General features: G+C 60.7%; 15 protein-coding genes and 5 tRNA genes. 17 read left to right on the forward strand and 3 right to left on the reverse strand.

Annotation, left to right across the window (positions count from 1 at the left end; all coding sequences use genetic code 11):
• Positions 1-92 precede the first annotated feature (92 nt).
• The 5 genes from ACSEXS_RS17945 (at position 93) to ACSEXS_RS17965 (ending at position 6,038) form a co-directional block, all read left to right on the forward strand.
• Positions 93-1,448, forward strand: a complete 1,356-nt coding sequence (locus tag ACSEXS_RS17945) for a LolA family protein (RefSeq protein WP_438434616.1) — start codon at positions 93-95, stop codon at positions 1,446-1,448.
• Between the two features lie 206 nt (positions 1,449-1,654).
• On the forward strand, positions 1,655-2,842 hold the full coding sequence (gene alr / locus ACSEXS_RS17950) for an alanine racemase (RefSeq protein WP_438434617.1): 1,188 nt from the start codon (positions 1,655-1,657) through the stop codon (positions 2,840-2,842).
• A 228-nt stretch (positions 2,843-3,070) separates the two neighbouring features.
• Positions 3,071-3,349 carry a CopG family ribbon-helix-helix protein gene (locus tag ACSEXS_RS17955; RefSeq protein ID WP_438434618.1) on the forward strand — a complete coding sequence of 93 codons (279 nt, stop codon included), beginning with the start codon at positions 3,071-3,073 and terminating at the stop codon, positions 3,347-3,349.
• A gap of 3 nt (positions 3,350-3,352) precedes the next feature.
• Positions 3,353-3,703, forward strand: coding sequence for a type II toxin-antitoxin system PemK/MazF family toxin (locus ACSEXS_RS17960; protein WP_438434619.1), 351 nt, complete (start codon positions 3,353-3,355; stop codon positions 3,701-3,703).
• Between the two features lie 124 nt (positions 3,704-3,827).
• Entirely contained in the window at positions 3,828-6,038 is a 2,211-nt protein-coding gene (locus ACSEXS_RS17965; protein WP_438434620.1) for a Tex family protein, read from the forward strand.
• 119 nt (positions 6,039-6,157) lie between these two features.
• Here the strand turns inward: ACSEXS_RS17965 and cmpA are convergent, their stop codons facing one another.
• Positions 6,158-6,310, reverse strand: coding sequence for a cortex morphogenetic protein CmpA (cmpA, locus tag ACSEXS_RS17970; RefSeq protein ID WP_438434621.1), 153 nt, complete (start codon positions 6,308-6,310; stop codon positions 6,158-6,160).
• 183 nt (positions 6,311-6,493) lie between these two features.
• Positions 6,494-6,847 carry a hydrolase/acyltransferase gene (locus ACSEXS_RS17975; RefSeq protein WP_438434622.1) on the reverse strand — a complete coding sequence of 118 codons (354 nt, stop codon included), beginning with the start codon at positions 6,845-6,847 and terminating at the stop codon, positions 6,494-6,496.
• Positions 6,848-6,972: 125 nt separating this feature from the next.
• Between ACSEXS_RS17975 and ACSEXS_RS17980 the strand changes: the two genes are divergently transcribed.
• The 12 genes from ACSEXS_RS17980 to ACSEXS_RS18035 all read left to right on the forward strand — a co-directional run bounded on the left by ACSEXS_RS17980 (position 6,973) and on the right by ACSEXS_RS18035 (position 12,409).
• Entirely contained in the window at positions 6,973-7,446 is a 474-nt protein-coding gene (locus tag ACSEXS_RS17980; RefSeq protein ID WP_438434754.1) for a SprT family protein, read from the forward strand.
• A 25-nt stretch (positions 7,447-7,471) separates the two neighbouring features.
• Positions 7,472-7,547 (forward strand) — tRNA-Asn (locus ACSEXS_RS17985).
• Between the two features lie 6 nt (positions 7,548-7,553).
• Positions 7,554-7,642: transfer RNA gene (locus ACSEXS_RS17990), tRNA-Ser, on the forward strand.
• A 170-nt stretch (positions 7,643-7,812) separates the two neighbouring features.
• Positions 7,813-7,887: transfer RNA gene (locus tag ACSEXS_RS17995), tRNA-Glu, on the forward strand.
• 1 nt (position 7,888) lies between these two features.
• A tRNA-Lys gene (locus tag ACSEXS_RS18000) sits at positions 7,889-7,964 on the forward strand.
• A 69-nt stretch (positions 7,965-8,033) separates the two neighbouring features.
• Positions 8,034-8,116 (forward strand) — tRNA-Leu (locus ACSEXS_RS18005).
• A gap of 252 nt (positions 8,117-8,368) precedes the next feature.
• Positions 8,369-8,983 carry a DUF4352 domain-containing protein gene (locus ACSEXS_RS18010; RefSeq protein ID WP_438434623.1) on the forward strand — a complete coding sequence of 205 codons (615 nt, stop codon included), beginning with the start codon at positions 8,369-8,371 and terminating at the stop codon, positions 8,981-8,983.
• A 41-nt stretch (positions 8,984-9,024) separates the two neighbouring features.
• A complete protein-coding gene (locus ACSEXS_RS18015; protein WP_438434624.1) occupies positions 9,025-9,357 on the forward strand; it encodes a hypothetical protein in 333 nt (110 codons plus the stop codon).
• A 112-nt stretch (positions 9,358-9,469) separates the two neighbouring features.
• Complete coding sequence (locus ACSEXS_RS18020) at positions 9,470-9,622, forward strand: hypothetical protein (protein WP_438434625.1); 153 nt, start codon at positions 9,470-9,472, stop codon at positions 9,620-9,622.
• Between the two features lie 168 nt (positions 9,623-9,790).
• On the forward strand, positions 9,791-11,059 hold the full coding sequence (locus ACSEXS_RS18025) for a methyltransferase domain-containing protein (RefSeq protein ID WP_438434626.1): 1,269 nt from the start codon (positions 9,791-9,793) through the stop codon (positions 11,057-11,059).
• Complete coding sequence (locus ACSEXS_RS18030) at positions 11,056-11,991, forward strand: NAD-dependent epimerase/dehydratase family protein (protein WP_438434627.1); 936 nt, start codon at positions 11,056-11,058, stop codon at positions 11,989-11,991. The genes ACSEXS_RS18025 and ACSEXS_RS18030 overlap by 4 nt, the downstream gene beginning before the upstream one ends.
• Before the next feature lie 79 nt (positions 11,992-12,070).
• Positions 12,071-12,409: a DsrE family protein gene (locus ACSEXS_RS18035; RefSeq protein WP_438434628.1), complete on the forward strand. Its 339-nt coding sequence runs from the start codon at positions 12,071-12,073 to the stop codon at positions 12,407-12,409.
• A gap of 73 nt (positions 12,410-12,482) precedes the next feature.
• Here the strand turns inward: ACSEXS_RS18035 and ACSEXS_RS18040 are convergent, their stop codons facing one another.
• Positions 12,483-14,834: a glycoside hydrolase family 99-like domain-containing protein gene (locus tag ACSEXS_RS18040; protein WP_438434629.1), complete on the reverse strand. Its 2,352-nt coding sequence runs from the start codon at positions 14,832-14,834 to the stop codon at positions 12,483-12,485.
• Between the last annotated feature and the right edge of the window lie 415 nt (positions 14,835-15,249).

A 15,249-nucleotide genomic window follows, 5' to 3' on the forward strand; every position in this document is an offset into this window, starting at 1 on the left:
AAGCGGGGCAGCCCGTCTGCATAATGGGTCAAGTTCTCTCATAGACATGGTATCAAGTTGAATAAGCCTATGCGAAGAGAGGATGGATGGGAATGCGGCGGATGAGGTGGATGGCGGCAATCGTCGTCTTGTGCCTGGCGGTTGCGCTTGGCGGCTGCGGCGGAAAGAAGGATGCGGGGTCGGTCGTACAGGATTTGAGCCAAAAGCTGGGCAAGCTGGACAGCTACAAGACGAGCGGCAAAATGGTGCTGCAGAACGGGCAGCAGCCGCAGGAATATCAGCTCGATGTGTGGTATCAGAATCCGCATTATTACCGGATCGCGCTGACGAATCAGAAGCAGGACATCACCCAGATCGTGCTTCGAAACGATGACGGGGTCTTCGTGCTTACCCCCCACCTGAACAAGAGCTTTCGGTTCCAGAGCGATTGGCCGGAGAATCAGGGGCAGTATTACCTCTATCAGTCCCTCGTGAGCAGCATCGTGTCGGACAAGGAACGCAAGTTCACGGCGGAGGGCAACGACCTGGTCTTCGACGTGGCTGCCAATTACGCCAACACGACGCTGTCGCGCCAGAAGATCTGGCTGAACAAAAAAGACTACAGCCCGAAGCGCGTGGAGGTTCGGGATTCGAACGACACCACGCTGGTCACCGTCGATTTCACCGGCTTCTCCTTCGGAGAGAAGTTCACGGACAATTCCTTCGATACCTCGCTTAACCTGAAGAACGGCGCCGGCAAGGTGGACCCCTCGACGGGCGACCCCGTGTCGCTGCTCGACAGCGCGAAGCAGGAACCGGACACCTTGGAGCAGGCAGCCAACGCCGAGGCGAAGAACGGAGCAGGCGGCGCGGAAGGCCAAAAGGCGGCATCCCCCGACAGCGGCGACGCCAGCAAGCCCGTGACCGGTCAGCCGGCCGGCGAGGACACCGATGCGGCGAAGGCCGGAGATGCAGCCAAGACGGATGGCACGGCCGCCGCGGACAAGGCTGACAAGCCGGACGGCGCTGCGAAGGACGCCAAAACGGGTACGGCAACCGGTGCGGACAGCGGCAAAACGGCACAAGCCGCAACCGGCAGCGAGACGGACGGCCCCCTGGTCGTCGGCGAAAGCGGCATCGAAATCTACCAGCCGCAGCTTCATATCGAAGGCGTGGCGTTTGCCGGGGCGGACGATCTGAAGCTGGGCGAAGACCAGGCGGTGCTGCTCCGCTTCACCGGCGCTTACAATTACACGCTGCTCGAATCGGAGCCGAAGGCGCAGGAGGTCATGCTGCTTCCCGGCGCGAGCGTAAGCCTGGGCTACACGATCGGCACCTTCACCGGCGAAGACAAGCGGACGCTCACCTGGACCTATAACGGGCGGCTGTACCGGCTCTCCAGCTCCGACCTGCCGACCGAGCTGATGGTGCAGGTGGCCCAGAGCTTGCAGGACGAGGCGGAAAAATAACCGATTCGTTCGGGTTCCGCCGAGAGCCTGCCGGAAGCCGCAGCCATGCGCCAAACGGGGTTTGACACCCGTATCCGATCCGTATAACATGATAACGTAGCGGCCGCGACCCGGCCGCTATTCTCCTTATCGGATTGGATGCGCCCGGAGCGCCCGCTCGCGCAAACGCGGGCGCCCGGCAAACTTCAGAAGAAGGTGGACTTTTCGTGGATACGTTTTATCGGTCGACTCGTGTGGAGATTTCCCTGGACGCGCTGCGTCACAACATTGAAGCGTTTCGCCGAGCGCTGCCCGAGCAAATCGCGCTTATGGCCGTCATCAAGGCGGACGCTTACGGACACGGAGCGGTGCAAGTGGCGCAGGAAACGCTGGAGCACGGCGTCAGCTACCTGGCGGTGGCGTTCCTGGATGAGGCCATCGAGCTGCGCCAGGCCGGCATCGAAGCGCCGATCCTCGTGCTCGGGCATACGCCGGTCAAGGGAATCGAGCTGGCGGCGCGCGAAGGCATCACGCTGACCGTGTTCAGCGAGGAGATGCTGGAGGCGCTCGCTCGCCGTCCGCAGGACGCGCCGGAACTGACCGTTCATATAAAGATCGATACCGGCATGGGCCGGCTCGGCCTGCAGACTACCGAGGAGGCCGTTGCCTATATCGAGCGGGCCATGGGGCTATCCGGCGTGCGGGTGGAAGGGCTTTTCACCCACTACGCCTGCGCCGACGAAGCCGACAAGGCGGTCACGCTCGCGCAGTACGACCGGTTCAAAGCGGTCGTGGATTATTTTACGTCGAGGGGTGTCAGCTTCCCGTACCTGCATGCCGGCAATACGGCGGCGGCGATCGATACGCCGGAGCTGTCTTATAACATGGTCCGGCTGGGGATCGGCATGTACGGCCTCTATCCTTCCGAAGAGGTGCGCAAGGACAGCGTCGATCTGCAGCCGGTGATGAGCATCAAGACGGAGATCGTCCATCTCAAGCGGGTGAAGGCGGGGGCGGGCATCAGCTACGGCCACCGCTACCATGTGCGGCGCGACGAGGAAAGCATCGCCACGCTGCCGATCGGCTATGCCGATGGCTATTCGCGGATGCTGACCGGCAAGGCGGAAGCGCTGATCCGCGGCAAGCGCGTGCCGGTGGTCGGCTCGATCTGCATGGACCAGTGCATGGCGGAAGCGACGGACGTTCCCGGCGTATCCGTCGGGGACGAGGCCGTCCTGCTCGGCTGCCAGGGAGAGGACCGGATTTCGGCCGAAGAGCTGGCGGACCGGCTCGGCACGATCAATTACGAGATCACCTGCATGATCTCCCACCGCGTCCCGCGCATCTACATCCGCGGCGGCCGGATCGTCCATATTCTCAATCACCTGCGGCATGAGCAGCATACCCAGGACTAGGTCCGGGCAAGCTGTTGAACACCTCGGCCATTGGCAAACGCCGGAAAAATTGGGCGGAGGACTTGCGCAGGGAAGCAATCCGGTATAACATACTTGATAGATGGAACGCTATCACCAACCCTGTACGGATGCGCCCGGCGGAAACGGGAAATGCTACCTGTTGAAGGAAAAGTTGGGGTTGGATCCGTTTCTCTGGACGGTTGGAATGTCTTTGGGGGTGCGAAGCCTGTGTCGAACATGACCACGAAACGAATCATGATCAGTTTGCCGGACCAACTGCTTCAAGAGGTGGACGGAATCGTCGAGTTGGAGAATTCCAACCGCAGCGAATTCATCCGTCAGGCCATGAAGCTCTATCTCCTGGAGCGGAAGAAACGCTTCTTGCGCGAATCCATGCAGCGCGGCTACATGGAAATGGCCAAGATCAACCTCGGCATCGCGGCGGAGTCGTTTCAGGCCGAGGAAGCTGCAGGCAGCACCGTGGACCGCTTGGTTAGCGGGGTGTAACCGTTGATAGTTAAACGTGGCGATGTTTTTTTTGCCGAGCTGTCTCCCGTCGTCGGATCGGAGCAGGGCGGTCTGCGGCCGGTGCTGGTGATTCAGAACGACATCGGCAACCGGTTCAGCCCCACTGTCATCATCGCGGCCATCACGGCCCAGATTCAGAAGGCCAAGCTGCCTACGCATGTCGAGGTGGAAGCGGCGGCTCACGGTTTTGACCGGGATTCGGTCATTCTGCTGGAGCAGATTCGCACCATCGACAAGCAGCGGCTGACGGACAAGATTACCCATTTGGACGACGAAATGATGAAGCGCGTGGATGAGGCGCTCCAGGTGAGCCTGGGACTCATCGACTTTTAGGAGGCCCATCACGGGGCACTCGGCTTGAAACGCAGGGAACGAAACGAGGGGAAGCCCTCGTTTTTGGTTTTTTGTGGAACCTTAGGCGGCTATTATTCCTGAAATCGAGGTGGACGTTAAGAAGATGGCGGAGCTCGTGAATTCGACGGAAGGCTACATAGAAGAAGCGCCCGGCCAGGTGCTGGAACGGATGCTCAAGCAGCTCTCGGCGGAGCTGGGGCTGGCGGGAACCAAGGTAAGGGCGGCGGTATCGCTCCTCGACGAAGGGAACACGATTCCCTTCATCGCCCGCTACCGCAAGGAAATGACCGGCGAGCTCGACGAGAACGAGCTGCGCGGGATCGAGGAGCGGCTCGGGTACCTGCGCGGTCTGCAGGAGCGCAAGAACGAGGTGCTGCGGCTGATCGGCGAGCAGGGCAAGCTGACCGGCGAGCTGGCTGCGGCTATCCGGCAGGCGGCCAAGCTGCAGGAAGTGGAGGACCTCTACCGGCCATATCGGCAAAAGCGCAAAACCCGTGCAAGCGTCGCGCGGGAGCGGGGGTTGGGCCCGCTCGCCGAGTGGATTCTGCGGGAGCCCCGGCGGGGTTCGCTCTCCGAGGAAGCGGCGAAGTATGTAACGGGCGAGGAAGGGGTTCCGAATGCGGAGGAGGCCATCCAAGGCGCGCTCGATATTGTCGCCGAGCAGATGGCCGACGATGCCAAGATTCGCGCCTGGGTGCGCCGCTTCACGCAGGATCACGGCGTTCTGACCACGGCGGCCAAGAACAAGGACCAGGAATCCGTCTACGAGATGTACTATGCCTACAGCGAGCCGCTTAAGAAGCTGCCTCCGCATCGGACGCTGGCAATCAACCGCGGCGAGCGGGAGGATGTGCTGAAGGTGAATCTGGAGGTGGCGCCGGACCGAATTCACGATTTCATCGCCCGGCAGTACATCCACGGGGAATCGGCGGTGAAGGATGCGCTGCGGCAAGCCGCGGAGGACGCTTACAAGCGGCTGATCGCCCCGGCGATCGAGCGCGAGGTGCGCGGCCTCCTGACGGAGCAGGCGGAGGAGCAGGCGATCCGCATCTTCTCGGAGAACCTGCGCAACCTGCTCCTGCAGCCGCCGGTCAAGGGCAAGGTGGTGTTGGGCCTCGATCCCGCTTACCGCACCGGCTGCAAGCTCGCCGTCGTCGACGAGACCGGGAAGCTGCTGGAGGTGGACGTCATTTACCCGACGCCGCCCCACAACCGGATCGCGGAAGCGAGCGCGAGGGTTTCGGGGCTGATCCGCCAGTACCGGGTCGAGCTGATCGTCATCGGCAACGGCACGGCCTCGCGCGAGACGGAGCAGTTCGTGGCCGACCTGCTGAAGGAGTCCGGCCTCGGATTGCCCTACAGCATCGTGAGCGAGGCCGGAGCGAGCGTGTATTCGGCCTCGAAGCTCGCGCAGGAGGAATTCCCCGACCTCGATGTCGCCGAGCGCAGCGCCATCTCCATCGCCCGCCGGATGCAGGACCCGCTGGCGGAGCTGGTCAAGATCGATCCGAAAGCGATCGGCGTGGGGCAGTATCAGCACGACGTCTCGCAGAAGCGGCTGGAAGAGTCGCTCGGCGGCGTGGTGGAGTCGGCGGTTAATCATGTCGGCGTCGATGTGAACACGGCGTCGCCTTCCCTCCTCGGGTATGTGGCCGGGATCAACGCCACACTGGCGAAGAACATCGTCAAGCACCGCGAGGAGAGCGGCAAATTTGCCCACCGCAAGGAGCTGCAGAAGGTGCCCCGGCTTGGCGCGAAGGCTTACGAGCAGTGCGCCGGCTTCCTGCGCATTCCCGGCGGCTCCGAGCCGCTCGACGCGACGCCGATCCATCCGGAGTCGTACGCGGTGGTGGAGCGGCTGCTCCGGCTCACCGGACTCACCCGCGCGGACATCGGGAGCGCGCGGATGAAGGAGGCACTCTCGGCGGTGAAGCCCGAAGAATTGGCCGAGCGGCTGGAGGTCGGCGTGCCGACCCTGCGCGACATCGTCGAAAGCCTGCTGCGGCCCGGCCGCGACCCGCGTGAAGAGCTGCCGCCGCCGATCTTCCGCACGGACGTGCTGAAGATCGGCGATCTGCGGCCCGGCATGGAGCTGACCGGCACCGTCCGCAACGTGATCGATTTCGGCGCGTTCGTCGACATCGGCATCAAGAACGACGGGCTGGTGCACATCTCCCAGCTCAGCGACCGGTTCGTCAAGCACCCGATGGATGTCGTCTCCGTCGGAGACACGGTGACGGTCTGGGTGCTGTCCGTGGACGAGAAGAAGGGGCGCGTGGGGCTGACCATGCGCAAGCCCGCCGACCAGGAATAATGCGGGAGGAAGACAGGCAGGCCATAGAAAAAGCGGAGTCTTCGCCGGGATGGGCGAATCTCCGCTTTTTTGCACAGGTGAAGGGGAACCTCGATGCGATGCGGTCCCGCAAAAGGCCGTTACCGGTTCTGGCTGGGCGCGTCGGGAGACCGCTGCTCTTGCCCCAGCCCTTGGATGCGGTAAAAATACCAGCAGTCGTTCAACAGCTTGATTTTCCTCACGTTCTTGGTCTGGAAAGCCCTCAATAACTGGTTGCTGAGCCATTGCGGCATCCGGCATCCGCTCCTTCCCTGGTCGGTTTGCTCCATGATATGAAGCGGGCGGGCGGATGGTGCCGGACGGACGAGCGGCCAACCGGCACCGAACCGGCGATAGGGGGCTTGAAATTCGGTAGTCCAGAGGATGTCCCGATTGGAAGCGGGAACCGGCTGAACAGCCGCGGCAGGATCAGCCGATCAGGCGCCTTCCTCCTCGTACCACTGCTCCAGCTGAGCTTGAAGGGCACGAATCTCTGTCAGCAGCGAAATGAGCGGATAGGCCCGTTCGGGTAGCGAGGCGAATTCCTGTTCCAGGCGATTTATGTAGGTGAGACCGTCCATGACGGCAAGGCTGCGGTCGATGAGCTCGAGGTTGTCGAATTCCGCAACCGCGTCGGGGAGCACCGGTTTAGGTTCGGCGGTGAGCTTCTCCGCTTCCTTGTGCAGTCTGCCGAGCAGAGCGGTCAATTGATACAGGTAATCGGCCGGCATGGATACGAATTCGAGCCGGTCTTCCTTACGAAGGAGTGCATAACGCAAAGCGGAGGCCATGGGCGACTATCCCCTCTCTTGCCCCGTAGGGGGCGGTTTCTCTTGACAGTGTAGCGTAGGTTGCGGTAAAAATTCAAGAGAGACGGGCAGGGGAGGGAACCGGAATGAGTCAAGAGGAAATGGGTATGACCGATGCCGAGCTGCAGCGGCGCGTGGAGGAGATTTCGCTCTCGAGCTTCGGTAAACCGTTCCGGCACCGGGCCCGCTTCAACGGGCGGCTGCGCTCGACGGGCGGCCGCTACTTCACCAAGAGCCACCACATCGAGATCAGCCGGCGCCACCTGGAAGCGTTCGGAACGGAGGAAATGGACAAGGTCATCAAGCATGAGCTGTGCCACTACCACCTGCATCTCGCCCGGATGGGCTACCAGCACCGCGACGCCGACTTCAAGTCGCTTCTGCGGCAGGTGGGCGGAACGCGGTTTTGCCAGTCCTTGCCGGAGTCGCGGCGAACAGAGCCGTACCGCTACCGGCTGAGCTGCCAATCCTGCGGGATGGCATACCTGCGCAAGCGCCGGGTCGACCCCAAGCGGTACCGGTGCGGACGCTGCCGCGGCAAGCTAAAGCTGGAAGCGCTTGACTTGTCGGCCAAGCCGTGATACGATACTTTTTGACTTTTGATTTTCCCTGGTAGCTCAGTTGGTAGAGCACTCGACTGTTAATCGAGTTGTCACAGGTTCGAGTCCTGTCCGGGGAGCCAGTTCTTGGAGAGATACCCAAGTGGCTATAAGGGGACCCTCTGCTAAGGGGTTAGACTGAGCAATCGGTGCGAGGGTTCGAATCCCTCTCTCTCCGCTTTCCTGAAGCAAGCCGGACGTTGGCGACAACGTTCGGTTTGTTTTTTTGCTTTTGAGGCGGGTTGGATAGCCCTTTGGAGAAAAATAAAAAAGGGCTTGCCAAAGAGGGGACAAGCGATATATAATAACCCTTGTCGCTTTTGGCGGCACCTGATGAAACAGGCAGCTGGCCCGTTGGTCAAGGGGTTAAGACACCTCCCTTTCACGGAGGTAACAGGGGTTCGAATCCCCTACGGGTCACCAAGAGCCATTAGCTCAGCTGGTAGAGCACCTGACTTTTAATCAGGGTGTCGCAGGTTCGAGTCCTGCATGGCTCACCATTTTGCTTCCCAAGCGCCCCTAAAAAAGTGCTTGCAATTCCCTCGGAAGCAGAGTATAATCTTCAATATGCGGTTGTGGTGGAATGGCAGACACGCTACTTTGAGGGGGTAGTGGCCGAAAGGCCGTGGAGGTTCGAGTCCTCTCAACCGCACTTACAGGAAAGAACGAGAAAGGCCTTGCGCAGCAAGGCCTTTTTTGTTTTGTCTTTTGACCTGCAAGTGATGGGAGACGAAGACTGAAGTGAAACCATCTTATTGAAGAGACTCCTTTTACAAAAAAAGGTTCGGCAAAAAATGACACTGAATATTCATCAACTTTTCCCATATTACCCCTTTATTGAATATCTTGTATATGGTAAGCTCAAGTGAGTTGGGCATAATTACCTATAAGGGAGAGTAGTTTAGTGGAGCAAAAAAGGAAAAAAGCCATCTATAAACGCTGGTGGTTTTGGGTTCTAGTTGTCGTTGTGTTGGGAATCATTGGCGCGAATATGGGTGGCAGCAAAGATAAAACGGTAACAGGCCCTGCCCCTTCTTCTAGCGAAAAAACGAGCTCTGAGGTTGTAAAAGCTTCCACGAGCCCGGTGCCTACCGAAAGTAATCAAGAGGTGGCCATAACGGAAGTTGGACAAACCATTACGACCAAGAACTTTAAACTGACGGTTGAGAGTCTGGAGAAGCCCGAGGGTAATGACTTTGTCAAACCGGCAGAGGGTAATGAGTTTATTGATGTGACCATTCTTATTGAGAATATTTCCAAAAAAGATTATGTCGTTAGTTCAGCTTTAATGTTTGAAGCCTATCAGGATGATTTTTCGATTAATCAGAACATCATGGCCCTCACCCTAAACAAAAAGGTTGGTACGTTGGACGGCGAGCTCGCGGCAGGTAAGAAGTTACGCGGAAGGCTTGCTTACGAGGTTCCAAAGGATTGGAAGCAGCTTGAAATTAAGGTGGACCTGACCAAGCTTAGCTTCAGCAGCGATGGAGAAATTGATATTAAATTACCTAACAAATAAACTTCCGGTTGTATATACCGGTCACATGGGAGGAATAATTGATGTCGGTATCTAAAGTTTTAAAATGGGTTACAGGGGCTCTGGAACTTCTCTTAGGAATTCCTGTTTTGGGAGGACTTATCATCATCGGGACCGCCTATACGCCTTTATTCGTCATGTTGATACTTCATATTATCACACTTATTATCTCTTCCAAGAACAACGAAGTGAAGTATGGTTCCATTCTTGGGATTGTAACATCTATCTTGGCTTGGATTCCTTTCCTCGGCATGGTTCTTCACTTGGTTACGGCCATCCTGCTGATGGTGAGTGCAGCACACAAAGAGCAGCCTCAGCAGGTTATGGTGGTTCCTCCGAGCAACAATTCGTTTTAGTACATGGGCATACCCAGCGCCTCCTGGTGCTGGGTTCTTTTTTTAGAAAAACCTGGACTTTCTGTGCGATTACGCGGGCGGTGAGCTTTGCACCTCCGACGAGACGACCGAGGTGATCTGGTGCCCGCGGGAGAACGTGCTGGAGCGGATCACGAATCCGGTCACCCGAATGAGGGTACAAAACCAATTGGAGTTCTCCGGCCAGATTCATTACCAGGCCTATTCCAGCAAACCGTTCGAGGAGCATCTTCACCGGTTGGTTTAGCCCTGACCTAAGCGACGGATGCCGCGTCCGCGGGTGAGCCCGTTTCGAGAGAAACGGGTTCTTTTTCGTTGGATGAATAAATCCTGCTTGAGGGTGACGTATGGTCATCCTTTACAATGAAGCGGAGAGACATAGGAGTGCACGAAACCGATTCACGGAGGGAACGGGATGGACTCAAGAAAACGGGACGGGATGACGGCCGGGCAGTTTGCCCGCAGAGCGGGGGTGACGATTCGGACTGTCCGCTTCTACGACAAGGTCGGTTTGCTGCCCGCGAGCCGAAGGTCGGAGAACGGCTACCGCTATTACGAGATGCAGGACCTGGCCCGCTTGCAGCGGATTCTCACGCTGAAATATATCGGGCTGACCATCGACGAAATCAAGAAGGTGATCGGCGGCGAGGGACCGGAGGACCTTCGGGAGTCCTTGCGCATTCAGGCCACCATCATCCGCCGCAAGATGGAGCATCTTCGCCTGGTCCGACAGGCCGTGGAGAATACCCTCGTCAGGCTGGATGACCGGGAACAAAGCGACGCGGCGGATAAAGCCGGTGTTCCTCCGGATGAGGGCTTGGAAGAAAGCTGGGGATTGTTTACTTCGATCATCCAGGTGGTTACGCAGGAGGAACGGTGGGTGGACCAATACCGGGATGCCGCCAATCTGCATACGCGAATTCGGCTGCACGACCGGTACAGCGTGAACGCGGGAGGCTGGCACCGCTGGCTGTTCGAGCGGGTTTCGCTGCCCGCGCGGCCTTGCCGGGTCCTGGAGCTGGGCTGCGGAGACGGCAGCCTCTGGGAACGCAACCTCGAACGGATTCCGGATGACTGGGAGATTACCCTCACCGACTTTTCGGAGGGCATGCTCCAGGATGCCCGGGACAAGCTCTCCGGCTCGGCGAAGTTCCGCTTCCTCGCGGCGGATGCCCGGTCGATTCCATTTCCCGCCGATCACTTTGACGCGGTGCTGGCCAATCACATGCTCTACCACGTAAACGAGCGGCCGAAGGCGCTGAGGGAGATGCTCCGGGTGCTGAAGCCCGGCGGACGGCTGTACGCATCCACCATCGGCCAAGATCACCTGCGGGAAATGAAGGAGCTCCTTGCGAAGTTTCATCCCGATCTGGTGCTGTCGGAAAAAGACTTTGCCGCCGAGTTTGGACTGGAAACCGGAGCAGAGCAGCTTGCGGAAGCGGGCTTCAGCGACATGGCGATCACCCGCTACGACGATGCGCTTCGGGTCACGCAGGCGGAGCCGCTCCTCGAGTACATCCTTTCCACGACCGGCAACAGCCGCAGCGCCTTGTCCGAGGCCGATCTGGCCCGATTCCGGCTGATGCTGGAAAGCGAAGTGAAGCGGCGGGGCGCGGTCGATATCCGCAAGGACTCCGGGCTGATCGAGGCCCGAAAACCGATTCAAGAGGAGGAAGGGAAATGAAAATCCTGGTGACGGGGGGAGCCGGCTTCATCGGCTCGCATGTGGCGGAAGCGTATCTTCGGGAAGGACATGAAGTGGTCGTCGTCGACGACCTGAGTGCGGGGAAGCGGGAGCAGGTTCCGGAAGGGGCGGCCTTTTACCGGCTGGATATCCGTTCGGACGGGATGGACACCGTGCTGGAGCGCGAACGGCCGCAGGTCGTCAACCATCACGCCGCGCAAAAATCGGTGCCCCGGTCCGTTCGCGACCCGCTGCTCGATTCGGACGTCAACATCGCCGGCACGCTCAAGCTGCTGAACGGCTGTGTACGGCACGGGGTGAACCGGGTGATCTTCGCCTCCACCGGAGGGGCGCTTGCGTCCGTTACGGCGGCTCTGCCGACGCGGGAGGATGCGCCGCCCGCCATGCTATCTCCTTACGCGGTGAGCAAGTATGCGGTCGAGCAATACTTGCGCCTCTATCGGCAGAACGCCGGGCTCGACTTCGTCGCTTTGCGCTACGCCAATGTCTACGGGCCGCGCCAAGCGCCCGACGGCGAGTGCGGAGCCGTCCCGATCTTCATGGGCAACGCGGCGGCGGGACGCCCATCCCTGCTGTACAGCAGCCCGGATATGCCGAATGGCATGACCCGCGATTATGTCTACATCCGCGACGTCTGCCGGGCCAACCTCGCCGCGCTCGACTGTGCGGGCGGACAGGTGCTGAACATCGGCAGCGGTCGGGAGGTGCCGATCGGCGAGCTGTACGAAGCCGTCTGTGAAGCCATGGAGCGGCATCTGCCGCTCGTGTCCGCAGGCATGCGCGCCGGGGATCTCAAGCGAAGCGTTCTCGATTGCACGCGCGCCGCGGAGCTGCTTCATTGGCGGGCGGAAACGCCGCTTCCCGAGGGGCTGAAGGAGACGGCCGCCTGGTTCGCTTCCTCCGCTTCTTAAGGGAGGGCGGACAAGAGCCGGACGAGCGATACCGGCGGCCGCGCTGCTCCGCTATAATGAAGCGAGGGAGGAATGAGACATGAAGCAAAAAGTAATTCTGCTCAATACGGACCATTGGGGAAAAGAAGACCCCGAGCTGGGGCGGACGCTCCTGGAGACGTTCTTGACGCTGCTGAAGCAGGAGGAGCAGCCGCCGGCGGCCGTGTTCTGCATGCACCGCGGCGTTCTGGCGCTCACGGAGGATTCGCTTCTCTCGCTGCACCTGAAGGAGCTGGAGGACCGGGGCGTGCCGGTGCTGGCCTGCAAGACCTGCGTCGAGTTCTACGGCGTGGAGGACCGGCTGTATGCCGGTCAGGTGTCGAGCATGAAGCGGTTCATCGAATTGGCCGCCGAGTACGAGGTATTCGCCGTCCAATGAGTAAAAAAGCCGAACGCGCTCGGGAAATTCCGGGCGCGTTCGGCTTACCTATATGTCGGCTAGCGGGACGGCATCAATCCGCCAGCCGGAAGACGACATCGTCGATGTAGGCGATGTTCCGCCCTTCGCTCGCCGTCAGGAAGCGGAGGCTGGCCTTGGCCGCGCCGGATTTCGGGCGGACGGTAAAGGACACCTTCCGCCAGTCTCCGGCGGGGATGGTCTCCTTCAGCGAGAAGCCAAGGTTGGTTCGGAAGCCGGCGTCTACGTCCATCTGGGCGATGGACAGGGCTCCGGCTTCCACCTTCACCCAGGCTTCCACGATGTAGCTGCGCCCGGGCAGGAGATCGAGCCATTCCTGGCCGATGCCCCGGTTGCTGCCGTCGGCGGCAATCCGTTCGGCGCTGCCGGTTCCGTCCCGGCCGACGGCCGCGGACAGCGTCTCCTTGCCGGTCAGGCCGAACCAGTACGCCGGTGCCCCGGTCGTGCCGCTTCCGCCGGGCAGCTCGAAGCCGGCGTTCTGCAGCGCATTGCCGACGCGGAGCTGAAGCGTACCGCTGACCGTACGGCCGCCGTCCTTGGCGGCGAGGGTCCAGCGCAGCTCATACTGGCCGGCCGGGGTCCCCCTCGGCACGGTCACGCTGAGCCGCTGCACCGTGGAGCGCGGGTCCGAGCCCGCGGGCAGCGCATAGGCTCCCGCCCCGCCCGTAACGGTCCAGCCGGCCGGCGCCTCGATACGGTATTGGCCGGTCTGGTCGGCGGCGAGCCGGGTGGTCAGCCGCAGGGCGAGCGGCACGGTGTCGCCGGCCTGGACCGTTTGGCTTACCCGTTCCAGCGCGGCGCTTACGGCCGGAGTCTTGACGACGAAGGTAGCTTCGCTCGCGAGGACCGGTGTTCCCGTTCCAGCCGAAGAGGCGGCTTGCACGGTCAGCGCATGCTTCGCATAGTCGGCTCCCGCTCCGGCTTTGACGCGGAAGGTGAAGAGCTTCGTCTCGCCGGGAGCGAGGGTAACGGAAGCGCCTGCGCTGCCTCCGCTCACGCTCCAGTCTGCGGCGTCCAGCTTAACGGAAAGGCCGGCCATCGGCTTCGGGCTGCGGTTGGTGGCGCGGACGGCGACGCCGAAGGACTGGCCGGCCGCCACCGCGGAAGAATCCGGCGCGGCTTCCAAGCGGAGCGCCGGATCGAGGGAGGCGAGGCCGTCGCGGGCGACGCGGGCGGTATAGGCGGCATTGGAGAGGCCGAAGGCCTCCTGCAGCGCGTTCAGGTACCCGAACCCGTACAGCGTCGACGGCTCGATGGCACCGCCTTCGCCCCATTCGTTCCAGGCATAGAAGGTCGCCATGCCGCCCGATTCGGGATGCCGGGCGAGGTACTGCTTGACCGTATCCAGCTGTTTGCGGAATTTCGCCGGAGACGCATTCGAGTAGGCGACGTTCTCCACGGCGGCGGAATCGCCGTAGCCGACTCCCCGCCAGGGACGGGGATCGAAGCCGGACAAGCCGCCGGGAATGAGCAGCCGGCCGGCAAACCGGTCGGCCAGGGTCGGCCAGGCGGAGGTATAGGCGGAATAGTCCGTCATGGCCGAGATGCCGGTCGCCGCCAAGGTACGGGACAGACCGGCGCCGGAATAGTTGAGCGGCAGGTAGCCGTCCGCACCGAACGCCTCATCCGCGGCCGGGGAGGAGGAACCGCTCAGCAAGATGAGCGGCTCGGGCAGTCCGGCCGCCTGCGCCTGAGTGCGCAGCGCGGTCAGGGCGCGCGCCCAGGCGTCTTTGCCGCCGAGCCGGGAAGCGAAATCTCCGTAGAAGCCGATCACCGGCCGACCCTCGGCGTTTCGCTGATAGGCCGGGTCGCGCATGAACTCGATCAGCGACGGGACGATCTTGCTGTTCCAATCGGAAGCCGGCCAGCTGCCGGTGGCAACCATGTAGATATAGAAATCCATCAAGTCCTTGTAGGCCGAGCTTTGAAACCGGCGGACGGTCTGGGCGGGCTTTTCGCCGCCGCCTGCATCCTTCCAGTAGTAATAGAAGGCAAAGTGGCCGAGACCCCGGCTCGAGGCCTGCAGGATATGCGTATCCATGACGGTCTGCTCGCGGTCATCATACCAGCCCAGAAGCGGCTCGCGGTCGGGAAAAGGGCCGTATCCCCACGGACCCGGAGAGGTCAGATGGTCCTTGATGCCGCCAAACGGGTCGCCGGAGCGGCCGTAGACCATTTCGGTATTCTTGACGTAGGGGGCAGCCATCTGCTCGTTCCAGACGGGAAAATAGAACGCGCCAATTTCATAGGCGGGTGCAGAGGCCCGGGAGCCCGGACCCGCATCGGCCAGCGCCGGACGGACAACGGACGAGTTAAACGGCAGGGCAAACAGGGAAGCGAGCAGGATGAAAGCGGCGGCGGCGAAGGAAAGACGGTAGGTTTGCATCGTTGTTGCTCCTCGGTTGTAAGGTAAGACAAGGGGGACGACGGCAGGATAAGAGACTCGGTCGGCAGAAGCAGAGGCATGGACGATTTTTGCGCCGAAGGGCGCAGTTCGGGAACGGATGAGGGAGAAACGGATTAGGTCGATATGAGGAGTTAACGGCAAACGGCGGCGAAAAATGAAGAGCAAACAGGTCCTATTTTTTCCGAGATTCGAGAAAATAGGGACGAAGGCGGAGAAAAAGCCGATGTGGGCGTCATGCGCAGACAGACCTAGGAGCGGACAACAAGGGTTAAGTATACCCGAAAGGGCGCAGGACGAAACAGAATTTTCAAAAAAATTTTGTCGAACGGAGCAACTTTTGCCACGGGGACGAGTCTAACGTAAACGTCAGCCAGACAAGTCCTAAAGATTGGTA

Source organism: Gorillibacterium terrae, from assembly GCF_051594785.1.
Classification (GTDB): domain Bacteria; phylum Bacillota; class Bacilli; order Paenibacillales; family NBRC-103111; genus Gorillibacterium.